Here is a 24,311-nt window from a genome sequence, read left to right as displayed (position 1 = left end):
GCTTGAAACCAGTCACCACGACTTGGTTTCAAGCTTATTTTAGCGGTTACGATTTAAGGCGTTAAACGACGACGGACGACGGCTTTGCGAGCCTCTTCAATGAGAATCAGTGGAATTGGAATACTAAAGAGCAATAACCAATCACGACCATTGATGGCAGCGGTGTTAAAAAGTCCTTGTAAAACGGGGACATACATCAAGACCGCAATCAGAATGATTTCAAAGCCAATGCCCCACCAAACACGATGGTTACTGAACAAGCCAATCTTGAATACAGAGGTCACTTTCGTCCGGCAGTTGATTGCCGCGGCAATTTGACAGAAGACGATGGCTGCTAGTGTCATCGTCGTTGCCATGACATAAGTGTCACCACTGGCGGCCAGGGCGACGTTTGGCCAACCGTGCAAGTAGTTGACGAAGAAGTAAGCGACCGTTGAAAGAACTGAGGCAATCATGCCATACCAACCAAATGCTTTCCAAATAATACTTTTGTTAAGCAGATGAGCGTTACGAGCACGCGGTGGTTGATCCATGATACCTGGTTCACTCTTTTCAGCACCTAGTCCCAAGGCTGGTAACATGTCAGTTCCCAAATCGACAGTCAGAATTTGCATAACGGTCAATGGTAATGGAATCAAGCCACGTGAGAATAAGAAGAGGACGGATGGGATCGCTTCTGGGACATTACTATTCAAAATGTATAGTAGGAATTTTTGCAAATTACTATAAACGGTGCGACCTTCTTCAATCGCGGCAACGATCGAAGCAAAGTTGTCATCCGTCAAAATCATATCGGCGGCGTCTTTGGCGACATCTGTCCCGGTGACACCCATGGCAATCCCAATATCTGCTTGTTTGAGCGCGGGCGCATCATTGACCCCGTCACCAGTTGCGGCCACAATTTCGCCGTTATGCTGGTTAGCTTTGACGATTCGATACTTCTGTTCTGGCGCAACCCGGGCAAAGATCACTTCACCTTTGACAGCAGTTTGCAGGTCAGAGTCACTCATCGCTGTCAGTTCGTCGCCAGTAATGACTCGAACCTGATCACTATCAATCCCAATTTTCACAGCGACACTTTTGGCAGTGAGGGGACTATCCCCGGTGACCATAATGATACGGATGTTTGCCCGATGACATTTTTCAACGGCTTCGTAAATTTCTGGTCGTGGTGGGTCGGCCATCACGGTCAAACCAACAAAGGTCAAATGTTGTTCCGTATTTTCAATTGTACAATCGGTCGGATCGGTTGGCAGGCCATCGTAGCTACGGTAAGCCATCGCCATTGAGCGGAGACCTTCCGCGGCATAATGTTTGTTAGCGGCGTCAATCGTTGCCGTGTCGGTTGCGGTTAATGGCCGGACCTTGCCGTTGTCGAGAACGGTGTCACAAATCGGTAAGATACCATCCAAAGCGCCCTTAACGTAAACCACTTGTTGACCATCGGGTTGGCGATGGATGGTAGTCATCCGTTTCCGGTCGGAGTCAAAAGGTAATTCTTCTAGTCGTGGATATTGTTGGCGGAGCTTATCCAGAACGAGTCCTGATTTTTGAGTCAAAATGAGATGTGCAGCTTCCGTTGGTGTTCCTAAAATCTTTGGTTTAGCTTGGGCCGTTTTACCGGGTTGAATCTCAGTATCGTTATCTAACCCAGAAATTCGAAGCAATAGCGCCAAATCAGGGGCTTTAGTGAGATCAACTGGTTGTTTATTTAGCAGCAATTGGCCGTTATTGACATAGCCTTCACCGCTGACGCGATAATGTTGTTGTCGTAGCCAAACGTGATTGATCGTCATTTGATTTTGGGTGAGCGTCCCAGTCTTATCTGAACAGATCACGGTTGTTTCACCCAGCGTTTCAACACTGCTGAGCTCCTTAACGAGTGCATGCTTTTTAGACATCCGCGTCACACCTTGTGCTAACGAAAGGGTAACCGTTGGTAGGAGCCCTTCAGGAATAAACGCCACGATCATCCCTAAAGCGAAAATGAAGGATTTGGCGACTGGATAATGTACGAAAAAGATTGCGGCAACAAAGAAGACCAAGCCGATTAAAATCGCGATTAATGAAAGCTGACGAGTCAGGCGATTCAATTCAGCTGTTAAAGGTGAAACGGTCGTTTTTTGGTTCTGAGTTAAACTGGCAATTTGGCCAAATTCGGTTTGCATCCCCGTTTGAACGGCGACTGCCGTGGCGGTACCATTGACGGCCACGGTCCCAGCATACACGATATTAGCCTCAGAAAATTTGCCATCACCTTTATCGTAAGTGGGCTTTTTATCAACGGCCACAGATTCACCAGTCAAAGCAGATTCATCGACTTGTAAGGCCGTGCCCTGAATGATACGGGCATCCGCTGAAATACTGTTTCCGGCTTGAATGGTGAAAACATCACCGGGAACAAGGTCGGTGGCATTGATCTGTATCGTTTTGCCAGCTCGCATGACATGCGTATAGGTTGGCAACATTTCTTTCAGTGAATCGGTGGCTTTTTGAGCGGCATGTTCTTGCCAAAAGCTAAAGCAGCCGTTGATGACGTTGACGGCCCAAATCGCAATACCGAGTTCTAGCATTCCGACGAACATGGCAATCAGGCCACTGACCCAGAGTAGTAACGCCATCAGACTGGTAAAGTTCTTGATAAATGCTTTGAATTGCGACCGCGATTGCGTTTGTTGAATCGTATTAGGGCCAACATCTTGTAGACGTTTGGCGGCATCCGCAGCGCTCAGACCGGTCGCTTGGGTCTTGAGGGCTTGGTAAAATTGGTCAACGGATAATTTTGCAAAATCATCGGTAGTCATTCCAGATTTTCCCATCTTTTCTCACTCCTATAGCTCGATTTAATTCCTCGTAGCGTTCATAGTTACATAGGCGATTCCACGTCCCACATCATTTCTGACACAAGCCTAAACCGACACTAATAACGATGATCATTGCGATGCGCTGGCAGGTGGCTAAGACAAATTATGACGATTACCAGCTAATCGAGTCTTCTAATTACATACCATAGAATAGTCTCATTAATGAAAAAATACTACGATTATTTGCAAAAACATTTCAAAAGTAATGTTTAGACTAATGACAAAAAAACGCAGGCTAACCATTAAAGTTAGCCCACGTTTAGGGAGTTATTGATGATTATTGGACGCTTGAGAAAAGGTTACTTGCTGCGTGGTGCTTGGGGATGTAGCACGGCGGCTTTAGTTGGAATCGTTTGATCGCGTCCCAGATACATCTGATAGAACGGTGGCACGTCGTTGATCAACTTAAGCAAGCCAGCTTCTAGTTCTGGTAATTTGGCTGGGTCCATTGGTGGCAAATCGCTAGCTTTGATTTCACCATGAATACCAGCAAAGCGTTTAACCCGTTCGAGCAAGTAGCGAATATCGTAACGTGATGTGTTGACTTCCAAGACATCTTTTTCAAGATTCAAGAGGCCATAGACGGCTTCCATCCCAGTGCGGACAGAGGTTTCAACGGTGAAGACAACGTCATCGTCAATTTCGACAAATTGGCCGAGTAACGCTAAGTTGGTGCAACCAGCTGGAATGACTTTTGGCCGATCGCCGAGCTTCCGTGGCATAAATTGAGCGGTACAATATGGCATCATCGCTGTAGACATGTAGGTATGAGCTAAGACTTCATCTTTAATGTCGAGCATGCCCAAGTGATAGAGCAGTTCCGTCATGATCTCATCACCGGTACAATCCCACATCCGTTTCTTGATGTAGTTCCCGATATTTTCACCGTAGAGCCCATAGCCCCAGCCAACTTCTTCATCATCGGCTTGATAAGGGAAGAATGGCTTGTGATGAATTTCAAAGGATAGATCCCAATTAGCATCTTTGAAAGTCATTAAACCACCGGTCCCGGCTGGACTGCCTGAAAGTCGTTCAATTCGTTTGAAGAATTCAGGGTAACCTTTAACGGTTGGGAAGAAGGAAATCCATTTTGTCTTATCAATCTGGCCCAAAAATTTTTCGGGGTGACCGAATTTAGCATCTTTTTTAGCCAAATTCTGCCAAATGGTGAAAGTCCCCATGTCAGTTGTATCCCGGTTCGTTTCAGCGACGATGTGATTATCGCCAAAGGTACTGTTTTCACTGATTGACCCCGTTGTGACGAAGACGAGATCTTGGCTGTTGACGGCAACGGTGGTCGGTTCACCATGTTGTTTTGCCACAATGCCCATCACGGTATTATTGGCCTCATCGAGTTGTAGGTCAGTTACGGCAAAATCATTGACGAAATGTACGCCTTGATCCGTCAACCAACGTTCGATTGGTAAAATAATGGCATCGTATTCGTTATATTTAGTATGAATAAAACCTTCCAAATATTCATGACGGGTGATGAAAGTGAAACGTTGCCAGTAACGCCGACATTCGATCACACTGTGATAATCTTTGAAGGCCAATTGGCTATGGAAACAAGTCCAGAAGTTGGTCTTGAAGAAGCCTGCGTCGAAGAAATCATCTAAACTCTTGTCAGCGAGTTCATCTTCGGTTGAGCCAATGATCTGCCGCATTGCTTCGGCATATTGCGGTGCTAGCTTGTAGTCGTGATAATGACTGTCGATCTCACCTTGATTGATGATGACCCGTGCTTCACTATGGATCGGTTCGTCACGGTTGAAATCAACGACATCGTCTAAGACACTGCGGCCCGGATTCTCTAGTGAAGGAATCTTGCTGCAAAGGTACCAGAGACATTCCATATAAGGTTCGAGTTCACGTTCGGCCCGGCAAAGATAGCCAGCGGCGCGCTTAGTCCCATCCATGGAACCGCCCATGACGGGTTTCTTTTCATATAAAGTGATATTGCGAGCGGGCATTTGTGCGTCATCGATTAGGAAAACGGCAGTGGCTAAGCCGGCAATCCCGCCACCAACGATATTGGCACGACGATCATCGATACCAGCCGGTTTTAACGGGCGATACATTGTTTTATAAATGTTCATAATAATGGCCTTCTTTGTAAATAAGATTTCTTGCTTGTTCTTACAATAAAGCGGTACCAGGATGGAAACAATTGACAAAAAAAGCGGACTGTCAAAATTTTGACAGTTCGCAAACATTGTAAATTATTCAGCATAGTTGTTGAGTGCTTTCTGAAAATCCCCTTGAACAAGGACTCCCGTTTGTTCCACGATTTCTTGAGGATCGTCATGGAAGCCATCTTTGACCCACTCAAAAATCAACGCAATGAACGCGAGACTGTAGAAATGGGCGATGAAATGTTTGTGTTTGGCGGCCACACGCATACCGACTGCTTGGCGATCTACCACTTTGATGATGTATTGGTAGAGCACGGTATAAATATACTTTTCTAATAGGTCACGATAAGCGGATTGATAAGTATTCATGACTAGGTACTGATTCGCTTGAATATCCGCCATGATGTTTAAGAAACCTTGTTGCCAATTATCGTAGTCGGCCACGTTTGCGAGTGCTCGGTTCGTGGCTTCTTTAGCAGTCCATTCGACGAGTTCATAAATATCAGCAAAATGATTATAGAATGTCTGGCGGGTGAGTTCACAGTCATCAACAATCGCTTGGATCGTGATTTTGTCCACCGGTGTTTGTTGTAACTCTGTGACTAACGCCGCCGCTAATTTTTCTTTCGTTTTTGATGCCATATTCTGGACCCCCTAAGTGATGCGATGCGTCTTATTATAGCTTTTTTTCAAACATTCGACGAGAAGTTTTTTTGAGTGATGTTAATTCGATCCTAGGTTCGTTATAATTAAACTTGCATTTATGCAATCAGCGGGTTACCGCTGGCCTGGTTCGTAAACTTCCCAGGATAAAAAACCAAGAACTTCACGATTAATCGGAGGTAGGAAAATGGATGCAACAAGAAACGTCATCATCGATTGTGATCCGGGCATCGATGACAGTTTAGCGCTGTTATTAGCGTTGAATTCACCGGAACTAAATGTGGTTGGTATTACGACCGTTTGTGGCAATGTGCCCACGCATATTGGGGCTGAAAATGTCTTGAAAGTGTTAGCTTTAGCGGATCGGTTGGATGTGCCAGTTTACCTTGGCGCCAACCGGCCACTGAAAGTTGATTATGTCAGTGCTCAAGACACGCATGGCGATGATGGCTTGGGCAATAGTCACATTCCCGCAGTGACTACGGTCCATGCGGCTCAAAATGCCGTTGGCTTTATTTTGGATACTTTGGCGGAAGATCCCACGACGTCTATCTTGGCGCTGGGACCACTGACTAATCTTGCTGAGGCTTTAGAACGTGATACGGCCGCTTTTGCAGCGGTTGATCAGTTCGTTTTAATGGGTGGTAACTACAAAAGCCATGGGAATTGCTCGCCGGTCGCTGAATATAATTTTTGGTGTGATCCGGATGCGGCAAAAATTGTTTTTGATCTGATGCCAGTCCCAATTCACATGGTCGGTTTGGATGTCACACGAAAAATTGTGTTAACGCCAAGTCTACTGGAATATATGAAAGTTATTAACCCTGAAATGGGCACCTTTATTGAAAAAATTACGCGTTTTTATTTTGATTTTCACTGGCAATACGAACGGGTCATCGGTTGTGTGATCAATGATCCTTTGGCGGTTGCCTATCTCATTGATCCAAGAATTTTGGCTGGCTTTGAGGCTTATACGACCATCGTGGCGACGGATGATCTCGCTCGCGGCGAGTCGATGGTGGATGATCATCATTTCTGGCATCGTTCACCAAATAGTTTTGTCAGCACGCAGGTGGATGTTCCAGCATTCTGGCGTCAATTTTTGACGCGTGTTTTAGGAGCAACCGAACCAGACTTGACGACAACCTTGCATCAATTATTAACGGTGGGCGCATGAAAAAAATCAAAACACGTACCGTTACCTTGTTGGCGTTGTGCATTGCGCTCAACGTGGTTGGTGGCAATCTTGCCTTGATGCTGAAGTTACCGGTCTATTTAGATTCAATTGGAACTGTGCTAGCTGCGGCAGTTTTTGGCCCACTTGGTGGGATGCTAGCTGGGGGTGCGACCGGGCTGTTCATGGCGACGACTGACTTATATTCACTATTTTTCATGCCTGTCCAGTTGTTAACCGGGCTAGTTGCTGGGTTGATTTATCGGCGCCTCAAACCAAGCAGTTTTAAAAATAATTGGTGGCTAGCGTTAGCAATTTCGCTACCAGGAACGCTCGTTAGTACGCTGATCACAGTAATATTGTTCCATGGTATTACTTCGTCGGGCTCCAGCATGTTAGTGCAAGTATTGCTAGGCACGGGGATGAGTAAGGCTTTAGCAGTTTTTCTTATTCAAATCGGAACCGATTATTTAGATCGTTTTTTGACTGTTTACGTGGTGGCGCTAGTTTATCGAGCGATTCGGTATAAATTGCCACAAGCAAATTGAGTTTGTGGGGATAGTTGGTTTGTCGCAGGCTTTGGCTAGTTGTTGACTGTCTCCGTTGACCAGTACGATCGCCGCGGACACGTCTTAAGATTTGGCCCAGAGACTAAGCTGAGTAACAAATGTCACTCAGCAGAGATTTTCGACATGGTGAAGATATTGGTTCACTCCGTTGTTAAATAGTGGTTTTGATCAAAAGAATAGTGATAAACCTAATTTCGATGAAAATAGATTGATAATCAGGCTGTTGATTAGCGCAGGACGGGCTGGATGATGCTCAGTGGTGAAATTTCTCTTTGCTGGCGGACCTTTCCAGCTTAGAGAAAGCCCGGCTTGTGAGACCGCCTTTGGGCTCACAAACGTGGCCACCACGTTCCAGCATCAATCCAGACCAACCGGAGCGGCAAGTTAAATTGATATGATAGTTAAGCACAGGTCACAATCTTATGCTCGACGATAAAAAGATTAATCTTTTCACTTGACCCTCACGTCACGTTATCCTTTAGACTTGAATTTGTTGAAAGGGGGCAGTCCGATGGCTTATCAAATTAAACAGTTGGCTAAACTGGCCGGCGTCAGCGTCCGGACACTGCGGTATTATGATGAAATTGGCTTGTTACCGCCAGCCTATATCGGGACGAATGGCTACCGTTATTATGAAACGGCCCAGGTAGATCAACTCCAACAAATTCGTCTCTATCGGGCGATGCAGGTACCGTTAGCTGAAATTAAGCCACTCTTAGCACAATCGACTACTGAAATTGTCGCAACGTTGTCGCAGCAATATCAGCAGTTATTGGCGGAACGTCAACAGTTAGATCGGCTTTTAGGACTGGTCCAAGCAACGATTAAGAGTCATCAAGGAGGATCAACTATGACGGATAGTGAAAAATTTGCAGCCTTTAAGCGGCAACAAGTGGCGGCTAATACCGCTGAATACGGGGAAGAATTGGCTGATAAGTATGATGCCAAGACGATTCAACAGGCCAATCAAAAATTTGCCAACTTGTCCGCTGACGATTATGCGGCAATGCGAGCAACTGAAGCCCAACTGCTGGCAGATTTGAAGACGCGACCTGCTGTACCAAGTGCGGTTGCAGCACGGATTTATACCGCACACAAAAAGTGGTTAAGCTATAGTTGGGTCACTTATTCTGCCGCCATGCATCGGAATTTAGCGTTGATGTATCAAGCAGATGACCGATTCCAAGCTTACTATGATGGGCGAGCTGGGAAAGGTGCGAGTGCCTTGCTCTGCCAGATTATCGCGTATTATGCGCAAGCTTAAGGTCTGACCATAAGAACTACAAAAAAAGATGCTGGCTTCACAACTCTACATCAGTTGTGAAGTTAACATCTTTTTAGATTATGTCCAGTTTTGGGTGTTATTGGCGAGTCATGATGCCATCTTCAATTCGATAAACGACGTCACAATGGCTGATCAAACGTTGATCATGGGTGACCATGACGATAGCTTTATGATGTTGATGAGCTTCTTTGGCGAGTCGTGCGACCACGTCGATTGAGCGTGGTGTATCTAAACTGGCTGTGGGTTCATCGGCAAGAATAACGCTGGGATCATTATAGAGTGCGCGCACGATTGCCACTCGCTGACGTTCACCACCAGAGAGTTCGTTCGGGTAGGCGGTCACTACGTCGCTTAAAGCTAACTCAGCGAGTAATTTTTGGGCGCGGGCTTTTTGAAAGGGACGTTTAGCCATTTTGTCCACGAGTTTTAATTGTTCCGTGACATTGAGAAACGGAATCAAATTGGAGCTCTGTAAAATGAAACCAATTTCATTAAAACGATAGGCTAGGCGTGCCTTTTCAGATTGAGCGGCCAATTCGGTACCATTCAGCAAGACTTGACCACTGGTCGGAGTTTGTAGCCCGGCGGCAATCGTTAAAAAGGTGCTTTTACCGGAACCGGATGGGCCAATGATCGCGACAAATTGGCCGGCGGCGACTTCAAAATTGGCATCTTTTAAGGCGGTAACGGCGGTATGACCTTGGCCGAATTGTTTATTGATTTGTTTTAAAGCTAAAACTGCTGTCATATTTTGCACTCCTTTTTAGCCGATAGCAACGGCGGGATCAATGTTAGCGACGGTTCGCCAAGAAAGTAAGGCACCGATAACGGCGGCGGCAAGCAATGCGAGACTATACCCACCAAATTGCAGCCAGTTGATGGCAAAAGGTAGGCCGGCGGGCATGATTTGGGCCAAGCCGACAGTTATGCCTAGGCCAATGACGATGCCGATGACTGCCATGGCAACACTCTGTGTGAGTAAAGCGGCGAGAATATGCTTGGTGCCGATTCCTTGAACTTTTAAAACCCCAAACAGCGCTTGTTTCTGTAAGGTCAAGACGAACATGAAAATGCCGATGATGGCTAAGGCAATCGCAAACAAGAAATAGATCATGGTGTTTAACGTCAATTGTTCGGCGCTGTAACCAGGTAACTTATTGATGAAGGTGGCCATCGTTAAATGCTGGAGGCTGTCATGATCAGCACGTTTGAAGGCGCCGTTTTTTGTAACGAAACCATTGATTGTTTGCTGATTGCCACTGGTTACGGGCATGTCTTTCAATCGATTCAGGGTGGCAACGTCGGTGTAGACCGTTGGTGAGATCATGTACGTGCTGCTGGCGTATGTACCAACGATTTTGACCGTTTTCTTAGTGGTTCCTAAACGAACCTTTTGACCAATATGATAGCCATCAGCTTTTAAACTGTTTGAGATCAGTAATTGATTTTGACCGTTGATTCGGTGACCACTGGTGACTTTGGGCATAATAAACGCCTGACGACTTGTAGCTAAAGCACTGATAGTCGTTTTGTGACTATTCTTAGCAGTCCGTAAAGTGCCGGACAAAGTCGCTAATGGGGCGACTTTATCCCCCTTGATGGTTTTCTGGTCGGCTAATTTAAGCTGAGAAGTGGAGAGGGTTTCATTCGCATTTTGGTTTAAATAGACATCCGTGGCCTGCCAGTTGTCAATGGCTTGTCGATTGCCGTTGGAAAGGCCGTTGGCTAGTCCGGCCAACATGAAAACGACCAAGGCAATTAATAGTAGGACGCCACTTAATAAGCTATAGCGTAGCTTTTCATGACGCATTTCTTTGAGACCTAAGTACATATGATTTTCCTCCCTTTAAGTTTCACTTATCAAGTGATAAACGAATAATCAAAGCATAGCATCAAATCAACGAACTGGCAAGTTTTAATATTATTATATTTATAACTGAGATTGGGGTGGAATCGTTACGGTTCCGCTTGAAAGGCTGGTATGATTAACTTATTGAAGAGAGGCAGGTTTTTTTAATGGCAAAGAAAAGTTTTAATCATCAAGCAGCAATGATCGCCGGTGTCACTGGCGGGGTAATCTCAGGGTTAGTTAAGTTAGGTTGGGAAAATATCCTACCACCGCGGACCGCCGCACGTGATCAAACTAATCCACCTCAGCAATTACTACAACAAATTGGGATTCCAGCTCGTGTGACTCATGCGACTTATACGTATTCAGGTCATCAATTACCCGTTGTGAGTTACATGATGCACTTCGGATTTTCGACGACTTTTGCGGTGGCCTACAGTTTATGGGCTCGCAAGCATCCGCGTGCGAAGGCCGGTAGCAGTGCGTTATTCGGGCTAACGATTTTTGGCGTCTTCCATCATGGCATCTTACCAGCTTTAGGAACGATTCCTCGCGCTAAGGATCAACCCGCTGAAGAACATCTTTCAGAAGCCATTGGTCATGTGCTATGGATGTGGACGGCTGACTGGGTCAGTGCGACCGTTTATCAGCGCTTAACTGCGGGTAAAAAAGGGACCAAATAGCAGTCATTGACAAAAAAATCTGTCGCTTTCTGGTTAATTTCTAACTATTTTCTCATTTACGAATAATTTGTGCTAAAATGTTAATATTGTGTGGCAATTTTAGTGAAACTATCCATAAATGTGAACGGAGCGATTGATTTTGAAGCAAGAAACAAAAATGAAGACCTATCACCGTTTTCGCCTGAGTTTAGGCTGGCAAATTTTGATTGGTTTGGGTTTGGGAATTATCTTAGGCGTCATTTTTTATGGGAATCAGACTGCGATCACCGCAATGCAAAATATCGGGACCATGTTCATTAGTTTGATTCAGATGATCGTGTTACCAATTGTGGTGGCCTGTTTGATTACTGGGATTGCCAATATGGGTGATTTGAAAAAGCTTGGTCGCATTGGTGGCAAAACGATTATTTACTTTGAAGTGATGACCACGATTGCGATTGCTTTAGGGCTGCTGGTAGGGAATGTTTTTCATCCTGGTGATTATATTAATATTCATCAGCTTCATTCGACTAGTATCAGTCAGTATGTTGCGACCGCGAAAACGGTGTCGCACAGTGGCATTTGGTCGACGGTCATGGGGATCATTCCGACCAACGTTTTCAAATCATTAGCTGCGGGTGACATGATCCCAGTCATTTTCTTCGCAGTGTTCTTTGGTTTAGGCACGGCGGCCATCGGCGATCAAGGTAAGATTATTTTGGACTTCATGAATGCCGTGGCGGAAGCGATGTTTAAGGTCACCAATTGGGTCATGCACACGGCACCGATTGGGGTCTGTGCACTGATCGGCGTGACCGTGGCGGAAATGGGACTCAAAGCTTTAGCACCGCTGGGCTATTTTATCGTGTTGGCGTACGCCACGATGGCTATTTTTATCGTCGTCGTGATGGGGTTAGTAGCGCGTTTATTTGGTCTGAACATCTGGCATTTGTTACGCGTTATTCGCGATGAAATGATCCTTGGCTTTTCAACGGCAAGTTCCGAAGCGGCTCTACCAAAAATCATTGATAAAATGGGGAAATATGGTGTTAGCCAAGGAATCGTTTCCTTTGTGATTCCGACCGGTTACACGTTCAATCTCGATGGTTCGGCGATCTATCAGTCTTTAGCGGCGTTGTTTTTAGCGCAAGCGTATGGCATTCATTTGTCGCTCAGCCAGCAGATTACCTTGTTAATCGTCTTGATGATCACCTCAAAGGGGATTGCGGGGGTTCCTGGTGCCTCCTTCGTGGTTTTACTAGCCACGATTTCATCAATCGGCGTCCCGGTACAAGGCTTAGCCTTTATTGCTGGTATTGATCGGCTAGTCGACATGGGTCGAACCGTGGTCAACGTGGTTGGGAACTCGCTTGCGGCGGTCATTATTGGTAAATCAGAACATGAATTTGATGGCGACATGAGTGAGCGTTATCTGGCCGAAATTAAGGCAGGTCATCATTCAGCGCCAATTTCAAAGTAAGCATTAAGCGACAAGTGATCTAACTTATTTGGACGAACTATTACGAGCTGAAACGTGGAACAAAGGGCAGTCGCCGGTGTTAGCGATGAAAGTAACCATTAGTGAGCTTTCAGGCTGACACGGGGCAAGCAGATGCCTTTTGGACCGCGTTTTTTTCGGCAGTGGAGGATTTAGCAATGATTGGGACATTTTTTAATGTTGGAATGATTTTAGTGGGTTGTACGCTTGGTAGTCTATTTAAAAAAGGCATCAAGCCAGCCTATCATGAGATTTTGATGCAGGCATTGGGATTAGCGGCGACCGTGATTGGGATCAATGCCGTGGTTCAGCGGATGCCCCAAAGTAAATATCCGGTTTTATTTATTGTCAGTTTAGCGCTGGGGGGCCTCATTGGCCAAGCGTTGGATCTGCAAGGCCGTTTTGACAAACTTGTGGGTCGTTTCTCCGGTGGCAATCTCGCGGAAGGACTGGCTACCGCCATTTTGCTCTATTGTATTGGCTCGTTATCTATTTTGGGGCCAATTGAGGCTGCCTTAAAACATGACTATACCTTTTTGTTCACGAACGGGATGTTAGATGGGATTACGTCGATCGTGTTAGCGTCAACTTTTGGTTTTGGCATCGCGATTGCGGCGGGTGTGTTGTTTGCGTGGCAAGGGTCGCTTTATGTCTTGGCATTGATCCTGCAAGGAGCCTTAAATACGGCTATTTTAAATGAGATCACAATTGTCGGGGGTATCTTGATCCTCGGTTCTGGCTTAGGTTTATTAAATATCAAAAAAATCAATACTTTAAATTTATTACCCTCACTCCTTGTACCACCAATCGTCATCGGAATTTTGCAATTATTTCATTAAAGGTTGAAAGACTCAAAAGCATCACAAATGTTGTAGTACCGGTAACCCATAAGCCTAAAGTAGACTCACCTAAATTTAGCGCTCCGTCAGTCAAAATCGGTGTGCTGTGGGGGGACTGCGCCAGCCAAGGTACGGTCTGACGCCTCAATTCCAAGCCGACAAAACACGTCTTTGAATTGCCCCGCGAGATTAGTCAGCCAAGAACGCCGATTAATCTCGCCGACACTGCACAACGATCTTGACTGATTCCGCTAAGCATAAATAGCTACTGACTTAGCTGGAGGTTGTTGCTGATAGCATCAGACGTGCAGGTAGTGTTTGACCGGCGTTCTTTTGCCGGCCTTACACCACGGACGGTCCGGGAAATTTGCGGCTTTGGCAAAGTTTCCGGGCGAGATTCAAGACGTTTCTATGGCTTGAACCGGTCCCTCGTCCGCATGTTATCGGCAACAACCGGAAACGGCAGTAGTCGACTAGTTTTCATTACCGGATTGTTGACGTAGTGGTGCAGACCGGCAATTTTTAACTTTCAACCTTTAATTATTTCATTAAAACAGTAGCAGCGTCAAAATTATTTGGACTCCCAAATAATTTTGACGCTGCTACTGTTTTAGATTAGTTCAGTAAATGTTAAGCCTATTTAGTTTGATGGCGCTGATGATAGTTGCGCCGATTACGTTCAAGATGCTGATAGATTCGTTCCAATAATAATTGTTTAGGAATCGTTGAAGTTGTTGCTGATGCTGGTTGCGGGAACCGGTCATCAATATTGATGGTGGCTGGTTGAATGGCGCAAGGCGCTGCCAACGCAATGGCTAAACTGTCCGGTTCGTGCAGGTACAGCAGATCATTACGGATGGCAAACTTTAAGTTAGCCTGATTAGCAAGTTTGATATACCGATCTAAAATATCTTGGTCCAGTAGCCCATGCAACAAAAGTTGGTAATTAGGATGAGCAGAAATTTCGGTCTCTAATTCTGCAGAGTAATCCCGCAAAAGTGCCTGGGTAAAAGTAATTCCTAAATCAATGCGCTCATGAAAAGTGCCTAGATTTCGGTGTTGTTCGTCTGGATGTAAGACTGGGGTACCAAATATTGCCGATTGTAGATGTTTAGACATTTCATCTTCGGATTGTGACATGAATTTCAAGTCCTTTCCAAAGAGTGGGTAACCGTTACCACTCAAAGTATACCTTCAATTGTAATGGAGAAAATAATTTTATCAAATTAAGATTTTCTAAAGGCTAGTGTGCCTTATGAATGGTTAAGGTCGCTGAGAATGTCCCTTCTTGAATCTGGTAGCGGACTGCGACGTTTTTACTGGCTAATTGTGAGATGCTTGACAATCCATAGCCGAGATGACCCGGTTTGGTTGTAAAGCGACTTTTCTTAATGCGTGCGAGATCAATCGTCTCACCAGCGGGAACTTTGTTTTCAACGGTGAAATCAACGGTACCAGCGGTCGTTTGTCGAATGCTAAGTTGAACCCGGTGGTCCACTTGACTGGCAGCGTCAATCGCATTATCAATCAGGTTTCCCAAGATGCGCACAATGTTGACATGGGCGGCTTCTGGTAATTCGATGGCTTGTAAGACGTTGAGCTGTAACTCCACGCCACGACTTGCTGCGGCCTCGTATTTAGAATAGATTAGGCCACTTAGTGCGGGAACCTGTAGATTGCGCAGTTGTTCAGGGCCAACGTCCACATTTAAACTTTGCCCACTGGTCATGACTTCATTTTCAAAATATGTTTTCAGACCAGGCATATCCTCATTTTGAATGTATTGCGAAAGACTGAGTAAGATATTTTGATAGTCGTGCTTGAAGAGATGCAACTGTTGGTTGCGATGGCCTAAGAGTTCATTATAGTCAGAAACTTCGCTAAGGAGCTGGGCATCGGTCAAGCGACTATTTTTATTGCTAACGACGTAGAAAACGATAATCCCAAAAATTAAGCTTGAAGCACTGGCTACAAAGGTTTGTGAGGTAACCGATAATTGCATGACATAAGCATAAGCCCCTATGTATAGGCCATAGCAGAGTAGGACTAGTAAATAGTCGCTATGATCAATTTTGGCATGTTGGAAAAAGTCAGCGGCGGCTGATTTGATCACAAAATGGTGCGCGATTAAGCCAATAATGATCATGGCTGGGAGACAAAGCATTGCCGCACCAAACAAGTTGATATTAGCGGCTAAATTATGCATATCGATGGACTGGCGTAATCGCATGGGCGCATCAGAAGACATGATCCATTTGAGAAAACTGCCTGCCATCCCACCAATCAGGCGTTTGACGGCATTTAAAAAAATCGCAATTGGCAAGGTTAAGATCCATTTTGTGTAGAGTAAGCGCGCACTCATGACGGTCGTGATAATGGTGAGTGGTACGACCCAAAAGAAGACTAGTGGAACTTGAGGCCAAAATGCCGTTGCAAGTTGCGCAAATTCACAATTCGCGATAATTAGTGTGACCCACACGGTTGCCAGCCGCCAGGTCAGAAGCTCGTGGAAGGCAATCATCATGACTAACATTTCATAAGCTCCTGAAAGTAAGGAAAGTGCATATAATACAGCTTCCATTTGAACACCTCATTATATTGAAATTTTGTTCATAAAACAGTTAGTTAGTTGACCTTATAATCATAAATCAAAATGAAACCGATGCCACAAAAAAATGAGAAAATTTGTTGAAAAAATGTAAATTTTGCTTGCGTTCGAGTAACACGAAGCTAGTAAACTCAATCTATTCAAAATTAAGTCGAGAAAGTAGGCATCGAAATAATGCAAAATATCTTAGTTGCTGGCCGATTAACCTTAGATCAGAGTCAGGCCATCTTAAAAGCAGTTCAACAATTACCCGCAGTGCGTTTGACCGTCTATACGACCGACGTCAGTGTTTGGCCCGTAGCCGGCAATGTGATTGCTGGCGAATTGACAGACACAGCGGGGTTAACCGCAGCGATGTTAGCGCAAGACCTGGTCTTGGTTCAACTCGATTCTAGTGCCTTGGTCGCGCAAACACAATCCATTACCGCAGCCATGGCAACGACCCAAACGATGCAACTTGTTGTCAGCATGACTGACAGCGTCCTATCACTCGCACAAACTACGGTTAAATGGTATCAGCAACGTCGTCAACGCCAACAATTAGCGGCCATTCGAACAGTGGAACACTTGTTACGTCGTAGTCAGCTAAACTTTACCTTGATTCAAGGAACGACTGCGGCTGACACGACGCTCTATAATCAAATGCTAAGCCAAACCTGGACCACGGCAGTACCAGCTCGACGGTCTTTGGCGGTAACTGATTATTTGACTGCTGATTTAGCCCTCCCGTTTTCAGCTTAGTATAATATAAATAACTAATGCACGTTATTAGTTGATGGTGTTAATCTTCATAAAAGTAATTATAGTTTAAGTTCGGCAGGATTACTAATTTAGCCCAGTTTAACGATTAGATCGCGGTTAATTTTTTCGCTGTTATTATTAATTGTTTGATGTTATTATTACTGGTAATGAATTAGAACAGTTTATATGGTAATCAATCAGTTAATTAGGAGATAGGGGTTAGCACCATGCCAAAACACATTCAGCGACGGCGCATATGGCCGACTGTTATCGTGACACTATTAGTTCTAGGAATTGGTGGCTTTTCGGCGGTACAGGTTTCGGATTGGAGCGAAGCATCGTTCAAAACCAAGCAACCAAAGACGAGTCAAACCGCAACTAAACCACAGCCCAAAGTTGTGAATCAGGTCAAGTTGTCAGTGCCATTAGTCGAGCAAATGACGGAACCAAAATTATATAACGGTTGCGAAGTGACGTCGTTAACGATGATGTTAAATTATTATCACATCAATGTCACGAAGAACCAACTGGCAACTAAATTAACTAGTGTACCGTTGGATTATGATAACGGTGAGCACGGCAATCCAAACGTGGGTTTTGTCGGCGATGTGACTGGTGCCAATCCCGGTTTAGGGGTTTATCATGGCCCAATCGTGAAATTAGCTAAGACTCAAACCAGTCAAGTTAAAGATTTAACCGGGTCCAGTTTTGACCAAGTGATTGCTCAATTGGAATTAGGTCGCCCTGTGTGGACGATCACAACGGGAACTTTTGCTCCCGTTAGCACGATGAAAACTTGGCAGACACCACAAGGGTCGGTCAAGGTGACTTATGACATGCATAGTGTGGTCATCGTTGGGTTTGATCGGGCTAAAAAAGTCGTTTACATCAACAATCCTTATGGCTATAAGCAACAAGCCGTTAATTGGTCTGATTTTGAAGGGGCCTACAATCAAATGGGTAAACAAGCGGTTGTTTTAACTTTAAACCATTAGCCGTTTTGTTCCACGTTTCGGTTGTAAATATGAAAAACATCAAGATGAGTTTGGGACTATTTCCAAGCTCTTTTTTTGTTGTGCCAGATCGTTATTGTGAGTCAAGTTGGTCTGGCATGATGCTAAAAGTGGTGAGCCACGGAGATGGGCAAGCCATAGCATGGTTTAAAATATGAGCGTTATGGGGCATTACGCTATCGTTTTTGGGCCTGATTTTTAGGGGTGTTGTGGGGCTAAAATAATAGGTTAGTTAACGATCCAAGTGCAAACATACGACAAACGATTTGGCAGAACCCCAGTAACTCCGGGGTTAGCGGTAACTGTTAAAAATCTGTAACAAAATTGAAATCGGAATGACGCGTTTTCTAAAGAAAAAGGGCTTATGATGAAAGTGATGGTCGAGTAGGATTGTACTTGAGCCATCCGAAGGTATCGTATGTTTCGAATAATTGATTAATTGCTCGTCTCCGTTGGTCACCACGTTCCAGCATCATTCCAGGCTAACCGGAGCGGCAACTTAATTAAACAAGGTAGCTGCGATGCAGTACAAGCTGATGCAATCTGCTTGACCAAGTCATTATGATAAGACAGGTTTGGTGAAGTCAGACATAGGAGAGGACCATTGCATGAAGCATTCAGCATGGGGATTGAAATTGCTGATGGGATTTATCGCAATGCTTTGCTTAGCGGTGCCATTGCACGCGCAAGCGGAAGCATTAGCGATCCCGGATATTTCGGAGTGGCAAGGCAGATTAACCGCCACACAGGTTGAAGCAATGAAGCCACGCGTTTCATTTGTGATCAATCGGCGCCAGTATGGATCAAATTATATTGATAAAGATGCCGCAAATAATACGGCGCTATATGTTAAGTATGGTATTCCATTTGGGGAGTATGATTTTTCGTTATTTACAAATGCAGCTAGTGCTCGCGAGGAAGCACGACTATTTTATGCGCGATCAAATAAGCAGGCCCGGTTTTACGTGTTGGACTTTGAAGTTGATACGGTGACTTCCGGCACGACCAATGCGGCGGTCGCTGCTTGGGTGCAACAGATGCGCGCTTTAACGCATAAAAAACTGATTTTCTACTCGTATCAATCGTTTGCGACGACTTACGCTAGTTCATCACGGTTCTTATTTGATGCGCAGTGGATCGCCGACGCAACAGCCACGCCACCAAGAATACCTTATGATTTATGGCAATATACAGACCACTTTTATATGGCCGGTCTCAATGAGTACGTGGATAATAGTCGCGTCGCCACTTGGGTTCATCCGGTCAGTTGGTGGCTGGCAACCGGTCAACCCGCACCTGCAAGTGTGAGTCAGCCGAAACGGCCGGTAGCCGTCAAAAAGCCAGTACCAGCGAAAAAAGTCGCGGTCGTTAAGCAGCCCCAACCAGCCGTTAAAAAGAAACCAGTCGCTAAAAAGGCTGTGCCGGTCAAAAAGAAACCGGTCACTAAAAAAGTTAGTGTGGTCAGAAAAACGACTCCGCCAGTTAAGCGGGTCGTGGCTAAACCTGTGACTCAAAACGTGAAGCGCCAGCCAATCAGATGGGTCACTAGCGATTATCAAGTAGGGCAAGTTGTGGCCCTATCGTCGACGGCTAGGACCTATTATGGTAACCGAACTAAAATCCGACCTAGTGCAAAATACCGTTTGTTACGGGTGACGGCGGTTAAATCAATAAAAGCTGACCGTTCACGCCAAGCCATTTACTTGGCAACGTTACATCAGTGGGTTTTATCGCAAGATGTGACTGGCTACTGGGCTGGTCAACATGGCGCCTATACGGCAACTCGATCGTTGCAATTTTATCGCGACAGCCATTTACGGCGAGCAACGGGTCGGCGTTTAGTAGCTGGCAAGCAAATTAATGCTAGACTGATAACTGTGGGTGCAACAACTGTTTTGAAAACCAGCGCGGGTTATTTGACTGCCAATGTGACTGCGGTGACACCAGCTTATTATGAACGGATGCCTGCACAACGATGGGTTCGGGCTAAAGTTGGCCTACAACAGTATAGTTACTCGACATTTACAAGACATGATTTAAGCCGCACTCGAATCCGTCGAAATAGTCGGATTCCGGTGAAAAGATTAGGTGAACGTGCCGATGGGTCGCGGTACTTTGTCACGCCAAATGGGCGCTATATTACGGCGGATAAACAATCAGTGACAGTTTAGGAAGGACAACTTTTATGGATTTTAAACGGCAGATTAAGTTAGGGATTTTCGTTACAACGGGGCTCATTGTTTTAGGCTTATTGATCACACCTTCAGTTAATCAACTCTTCCACATGGCAGTGGGGGATGTGAGTGTTGTCAAGACAACGAAGACTGCCCTGACTGTTAGCGCCACCAGTCAAAAAGCAAAATTGGCGAGTTCTGTGACGCGTCGAATCAAAGCGACGACTAGCAAGTCGACCACGGCAACTAATTTGCCAAAGCAGACAAGGCAGAAAAAGGCACTAGCTTTCGCTGATCATGTCCAACCAGCTGCCCAAAAGGTCGAGCCAAGGCCAAAAAATGTTGGTGCTCGGATGACCAGTCCAATGAAGTGGCAACAGCCCGCGCCTAAAGTACCGCAGCCAACGCGGCCAGCGGCTGATTTTGCCGTTATTGCTAAAAATTAATTTTGAATTTAGCACCATCAAGACTGGCAAAAATTGTATTGAGTGCTGTCTTATGATGCGAATAGACCAGTGACGACTCAGGACTGATTTGAGCCGTTACTGGTCTATTTTTATAAGCTTTATAGGCTGTATATTAAGGTTCTGGGGTGTTTTCCGCCGTAAAGGCCGTGCTAATTTGCGTTAAACTATCGTAAGTTAATGACGTATTGGTCGTTAACAGGGTTTGAATGCGGCGCTCACTGGTCTCAAAGAAAGCTTCAATCTGGGTAGCGAGTTGTCGTGCTTGGGGCGTCAATAATAGTTGCTTATAGCGGGCATCGGTCGGCGCTGGGACTCGTACGAGTAATTGTTTACGAACCATGGTTGAGACCAGACTAGAGGCGGTTGCTTTACGGATATTAAATTCATGTTCAAGATCACGCTGAAAAATGGTCTGGGTGGCTTCATGATCGGCAATGTAATTAATCGTGCTGATTTGCACTCCGGTTAAACCGAGCTGCTTGGCGTAGTGATCTGAATCTCGTGCTAACGCATTATTGGCTTTTTTAATGGCGATTCCAAGTGAATTTTTCATAGCTTCTCCTAAAATAGTTCGTAATCTTACTAGTTGGCATTGTATGGGCATAACAAGTGAAAGTCAAGTGTTAATAAGGACTAGCATTTCTAATGAATTGTGTTAAACTAATTAATTAGTTCGAATACGAACTAATTATAAAGGAGGCTGTTTTGTGACTAAAAAAGTCGATTTAAAATTAATCTTGGCGGTAGTGGCGGCTGGGCTACTGTCGTTTTGTGGCGTTATCGTTGAAACGGCGATGAATATCACTTTTCCAGTCTTAATGCGCCAATTTAACCTCAACGCGGCGACTGTTCAATGGTTGACAACGGCCTACTTGTTAGTCGTGTCGATTATTGTGCCCATTTCATCCTTCTTAAAACGCCGCTTCCGGACTAAAACGTTATTTGTGACGGCAAATTTGCTATTTATGACGGGATTATTGATTGATGCGTGCGCCGGTAGCTTTGCGATGCTAGTACTGGGTCGAATTGTACAGGGGCTAGGGACCGGGATTGCATTGCCATTAATGTTTAATATCATCTTAGAGGGCGTTCCGGACAATCAAAAGGGAACTTTAATGGGTATTGGAACGTTAATTACGGCGATTGCGCCTGCATTAGGCCCCACCTTTGGGGGACTTGTGGTCAGTAGTCTTGGCTGGCATTGGATTTTCATTTTACTCCTACCACTATTATTGCTATCGCTAGGATTGGGATTGTTTGCCATTCGACAAATGACACCCACCACTACGGCCAGTTTTGATGTGATCGCATGGCTGATGGTCATGGTGATTTTTGTCGGTTTTACCTTTGCCTTCAATCGCTTGCCAAACATTGCGACTAGACCGGGCGAGGTGTTGAGTTTATTGGCGGTGGGATTAGTTGGCTTGTTGGGGTTTGTTTACCGGACGCAGCGATCGTCTCAACCGTTGATCAAGCTAGCGGTTTTTAAAGTCTCATCGTTTGACTGGCATTTGTTGGGATTCTTCTTAGTCCAAATTAATGCGTTAGGCTTAGCGTTTATTTTGCCAAACTATATTCAAATCGTCACTGGGAAGAGTGCCTTACTGGCGGGATTGTTTGTCTTGCCTGGCGCTGCGGTGGGGGCAGCTTTTGCGCCGTTGGGTGGTCGTATCTTGGATCACTTTGGTGCGGCCAAACCAATATTAACTGGAGCCATTGTTTTGGCTGTGGCGATTGCCGGTTTCACCCTATTAGGGATGCACTTAACAGGGGGCTTGATTTTAGGACTTTATATTGTGTTAATGGTTGGCATGGGGTTAACGATGGGCAACACGATGACAAGTGGGTTGAGCCAATTGTCGCCAAGCCAACAAGCGGATGGTAATGCGGTTTTTAATACGCTCCAACAATTTGCTGGTGCAACGGGGACGGCGGTCGTTTCAGCCTTGATCACGTTAGTACAAGCTCAGGCCAGCGGTTCATTGGCACACCGGACAGCTTTAGGGTCAACCGTGGCATTCATCCTGTTGTTTGTCTTGATTTTAAGCAATCTCTTGGTCTTAACTTTAGCGATGCGGACGCGGAAATAAGATTGACATTTGTCAATTGAGTGCTTATGATATGAGATAACAATTAAAAGTGGTGATCTTTAATTAGTAGTGATTGATCCAACAGTTAAGCGACTCGGTGGTTGGTGCGAACCGAGCTGTGATCAATGATGAATTACATAAAGTGAACTGCCATTCGGCCGGATTATTTCGTTATCAATAAATGAGAGATCATTCTTTTTAGAGTGGTAACTTGGGTGGTAACGCGGAAAAACTCGTCCCTGTTTAATAGCAGGGGTGAGTTTTTTTATTTTACTCCGGACCTTAACTTAGGAGGATTATAGATGAACATTATTAATGATTTAAAGTGGCGCGGCGCCATCAATCAGCAGACGGATGAAGCCGGTCTAAAGGAATTGACTGAGAACCAATCAGTGTCATTATACTGTGGGATTGATCCAACCGGTGATAGTATGCATATCGGCCATTTGATTCCCTTTATGATTTTGAAGCGTTTCCAACTTGCTGGACACCATCCATACGTGGTAGTTGGTGGTGGGACTGGTGCTATCGGTGATCCTTCTGGTAAGAATTCAGAACGGGTCTTACAGACGATGGACCAAGTTAAACACAATGAAGACGGGCTGAACGCGCAGATGCACAAGTTGTTTGGCTCAGACGAGAATTTTTCAATCGTCAATAACTACGACTGGTTGTCAAAACTTTCGCTATTAGACTTTTTGCGTGATTATGGTAAGTTGTTTAGCGTGAATACCATGTTAAATAAAGAAGTTGTGGCAAGTCGTTTGGAAGTCGGTATTTCATACACGGAATTCACTTACCAAATTCTACAATCTGTGGACTTCTTACATCTATACCGTGCCGAACATGTCCAATTACAAATTGGTGGCGCCGATCAATGGGGCAACATTACGGCCGGGACTGATTTGATTCACCGGTTGGAAGGCAATGAAGCTAAAGCATACGGCTTAACGATTCCATTATTGTTGAAAGCTGATGGGACGAAGTTTGGTAAGACGGCGGGTGGTGCAGTTTGGTTGAACCCTGAAAAGACGTCACCATACGAATTCTACCAATTCTGGATTAATCAAGATGATCGTGACGTCGTCAAATACTTGAAATACTTCACCTTCTTGAGTCATGAAGAAATCGATGCTTTGGCGGAGACCGTGAAGACGGCGCCAGAAAAACGTGAAGCGCAACGTCGATTAGCGGAAGAAGTCACAGAATTTGTCCATGGCAAAGCAGCCGTCGTTGAAGCTGAAAACATCACCAAAGCATTGTTCACTGGTGAAGTGCAAAAGCTATCTGCCGATGAAATTGAACAAGGTTTCAAAGGGGTCCCTTCAGCGGATGTCACTGCCGAAAAGCAAAATATCGTCCTTTGGTTAGTAGACGCGACTAAGTTTGAAAGCTCTCGTCGCCAAGCACGTGAAGATATTAAAAATGGTGCTATTCGCATCAATGGTGAGAAAATTACGGATGTTGATGCTGAGATTGATCCTAGCACTGCCTTCGATGGTAAGTTTGTCATCGTGCGTCGTGGTAAGAAACGTTACTTCTTAGCACGCGTTAACTAATTAGCTTAATAATGAACTGGCATGCGGAGACGTGTGTCAGTTTTTTTGCGATTAAAGTAGTGGGTGTTTTCATGAAAATAGTGTAAAATTTAAAGTGACATCAACAGGTTTGATGTTGTTA

General features: G+C 45.0%; 20 protein-coding genes, 1 riboswitch and 1 other annotated feature. Of the genes, 12 read left to right on the top strand and 8 right to left on the bottom strand.

Annotation, left to right across the window (positions count from 1 at the left end):
• Positions 1–53: 53 nt before the first annotated feature.
• From RA086_RS11010 to RA086_RS11000, 3 genes are all read right to left on the bottom strand, one after another.
• Positions 54–2,819, bottom strand: a complete 2,766-nt coding sequence (locus RA086_RS11010) for a cation-translocating P-type ATPase (protein ID WP_407659065.1) — start codon at positions 2,817–2,819, stop codon at positions 54–56.
• Positions 2,820–3,163: 344 nt separating this feature from the next.
• On the bottom strand, positions 3,164–4,963 hold the full coding sequence (locus tag RA086_RS11005; RefSeq protein ID WP_308703832.1) for an oleate hydratase: 1,800 nt from the start codon (positions 4,961–4,963) through the stop codon (positions 3,164–3,166).
• 123 nt (positions 4,964–5,086) lie between these two features.
• Positions 5,087–5,641, bottom strand: a complete 555-nt coding sequence (locus tag RA086_RS11000) for a TetR/AcrR family transcriptional regulator (RefSeq protein WP_308703831.1) — start codon at positions 5,639–5,641, stop codon at positions 5,087–5,089.
• Positions 5,642–5,781: 140 nt separating this feature from the next.
• Positions 5,782–5,826: riboswitch (PreQ1 riboswitch) on the top strand.
• 23 nt (positions 5,827–5,849) lie between these two features.
• On the opposite strand from RA086_RS11000, the gene RA086_RS10995 reads away from it, so the two are divergent.
• The 3 genes from RA086_RS10995 (at position 5,850) to RA086_RS10985 (ending at position 8,669) form a co-directional block, all read left to right on the top strand.
• On the top strand, positions 5,850–6,839 hold the full coding sequence (locus tag RA086_RS10995; protein WP_308703830.1) for a nucleoside hydrolase: 990 nt from the start codon (positions 5,850–5,852) through the stop codon (positions 6,837–6,839).
• A complete protein-coding gene (locus RA086_RS10990; protein WP_308703829.1) occupies positions 6,836–7,384 on the top strand; it encodes an ECF transporter S component in 549 nt (182 codons plus the stop codon). The genes RA086_RS10995 and RA086_RS10990 overlap by 4 nt, the downstream gene beginning before the upstream one ends.
• 532 nt (positions 7,385–7,916) lie before the next feature.
• Positions 7,917–8,669 (top strand): MerR family transcriptional regulator, encoded by a 753-nt coding sequence (locus RA086_RS10985; protein ID WP_308703828.1) that lies wholly within the window; start codon positions 7,917–7,919, stop codon positions 8,667–8,669.
• Positions 8,670–8,766: 97 nt separating this feature from the next.
• Here RA086_RS10985 and RA086_RS10980 read toward each other — a convergent pair whose 3' ends face one another.
• On the bottom strand, positions 8,767–9,438 hold the full coding sequence (locus RA086_RS10980; RefSeq protein WP_308703827.1) for an ABC transporter ATP-binding protein: 672 nt from the start codon (positions 9,436–9,438) through the stop codon (positions 8,767–8,769).
• A gap of 15 nt (positions 9,439–9,453) precedes the next feature.
• On the bottom strand, positions 9,454–10,521 hold the full coding sequence (locus tag RA086_RS10975; protein ID WP_308703826.1) for an ABC transporter permease: 1,068 nt from the start codon (positions 10,519–10,521) through the stop codon (positions 9,454–9,456).
• 185 nt (positions 10,522–10,706) lie between these two features.
• Here RA086_RS10975 and RA086_RS10970 point away from each other — a divergent pair, with 185 nt between their 5' ends.
• From RA086_RS10970 to RA086_RS10960, 3 genes are all read left to right on the top strand, one after another.
• A complete protein-coding gene (locus RA086_RS10970; RefSeq protein WP_308703825.1) occupies positions 10,707–11,222 on the top strand; it encodes a YagU family protein in 516 nt (171 codons plus the stop codon).
• Between the two features lie 157 nt (positions 11,223–11,379).
• Positions 11,380–12,681, top strand: a complete 1,302-nt coding sequence (locus RA086_RS10965) for a cation:dicarboxylate symporter family transporter (protein WP_308704466.1) — start codon at positions 11,380–11,382, stop codon at positions 12,679–12,681.
• A gap of 176 nt (positions 12,682–12,857) precedes the next feature.
• Positions 12,858–13,538, top strand: a complete 681-nt coding sequence (locus tag RA086_RS10960; protein WP_308703824.1) for a DUF554 domain-containing protein — start codon at positions 12,858–12,860, stop codon at positions 13,536–13,538.
• A 636-nt stretch (positions 13,539–14,174) separates the two neighbouring features.
• Here the strand turns inward: RA086_RS10960 and RA086_RS10955 are convergent.
• Both RA086_RS10955 and RA086_RS10950 read right to left on the bottom strand, forming a co-directional pair.
• Positions 14,175–14,678 (bottom strand): YueI family protein, encoded by a 504-nt coding sequence (locus RA086_RS10955; RefSeq protein WP_308703823.1) that lies wholly within the window; start codon positions 14,676–14,678, stop codon positions 14,175–14,177.
• Positions 14,679–14,781: 103 nt separating this feature from the next.
• On the bottom strand, positions 14,782–16,119 hold the full coding sequence (locus RA086_RS10950; RefSeq protein ID WP_308703822.1) for a sensor histidine kinase: 1,338 nt from the start codon (positions 16,117–16,119) through the stop codon (positions 14,782–14,784).
• 201 nt (positions 16,120–16,320) lie between these two features.
• Between RA086_RS10950 and RA086_RS10945 the strand changes: the two genes are divergently transcribed.
• The 4 genes from RA086_RS10945 (at position 16,321) to RA086_RS10930 (ending at position 20,520) form a co-directional block, all read left to right on the top strand.
• Positions 16,321–16,887, top strand: a complete 567-nt coding sequence (locus RA086_RS10945; RefSeq protein WP_308703821.1) for an NAD(P)H-binding protein — start codon at positions 16,321–16,323, stop codon at positions 16,885–16,887.
• Positions 16,888–17,114: 227 nt separating this feature from the next.
• On the top strand, positions 17,115–17,882 hold the full coding sequence (locus tag RA086_RS10940; protein ID WP_308703820.1) for a C39 family peptidase: 768 nt from the start codon (positions 17,115–17,117) through the stop codon (positions 17,880–17,882).
• A 626-nt stretch (positions 17,883–18,508) separates the two neighbouring features.
• A complete protein-coding gene (locus tag RA086_RS10935) occupies positions 18,509–20,071 on the top strand; it encodes a GH25 family lysozyme (RefSeq protein ID WP_308703819.1) in 1,563 nt (520 codons plus the stop codon).
• A gap of 14 nt (positions 20,072–20,085) precedes the next feature.
• Positions 20,086–20,520, top strand: a complete 435-nt coding sequence (locus RA086_RS10930) for a hypothetical protein (protein WP_308703818.1) — start codon at positions 20,086–20,088, stop codon at positions 20,518–20,520.
• Between the two features lie 133 nt (positions 20,521–20,653).
• Here the strand turns inward: RA086_RS10930 and RA086_RS10925 are convergent, their stop codons facing one another.
• Positions 20,654–21,094, bottom strand: a complete 441-nt coding sequence (locus tag RA086_RS10925) for a MarR family winged helix-turn-helix transcriptional regulator (protein ID WP_308703817.1) — start codon at positions 21,092–21,094, stop codon at positions 20,654–20,656.
• 154 nt (positions 21,095–21,248) lie between these two features.
• Here RA086_RS10925 and RA086_RS10920 point away from each other — a divergent pair, with 154 nt between their 5' ends.
• Together RA086_RS10920 and tyrS are read left to right on the top strand one after the other, a co-directional pair.
• Positions 21,249–22,631, top strand: coding sequence for an MFS transporter (locus tag RA086_RS10920; RefSeq protein ID WP_308703816.1), 1,383 nt, complete (start codon positions 21,249–21,251; stop codon positions 22,629–22,631).
• A 43-nt stretch (positions 22,632–22,674) separates the two neighbouring features.
• Positions 22,675–22,875: a binding site (T-box leader), on the top strand.
• Between the two features lie 58 nt (positions 22,876–22,933).
• Positions 22,934–24,190 (top strand): tyrosine--tRNA ligase, encoded by a 1,257-nt coding sequence (gene tyrS / locus RA086_RS10915; RefSeq protein WP_308703815.1) that lies wholly within the window; start codon positions 22,934–22,936, stop codon positions 24,188–24,190.
• The last annotated feature ends 121 nt before the right edge of the window (positions 24,191–24,311 follow it).

Source organism: Lactiplantibacillus brownii (assembly GCF_031085375.1).
GTDB classification, from domain to species: Bacteria; Bacillota; Bacilli; order Lactobacillales; family Lactobacillaceae; genus Lactiplantibacillus; species Lactiplantibacillus brownii.
The sequence above is the reverse complement of the archived record's forward strand: the minus strand, read 5'-3'. Positions and strand labels throughout refer to the sequence as shown.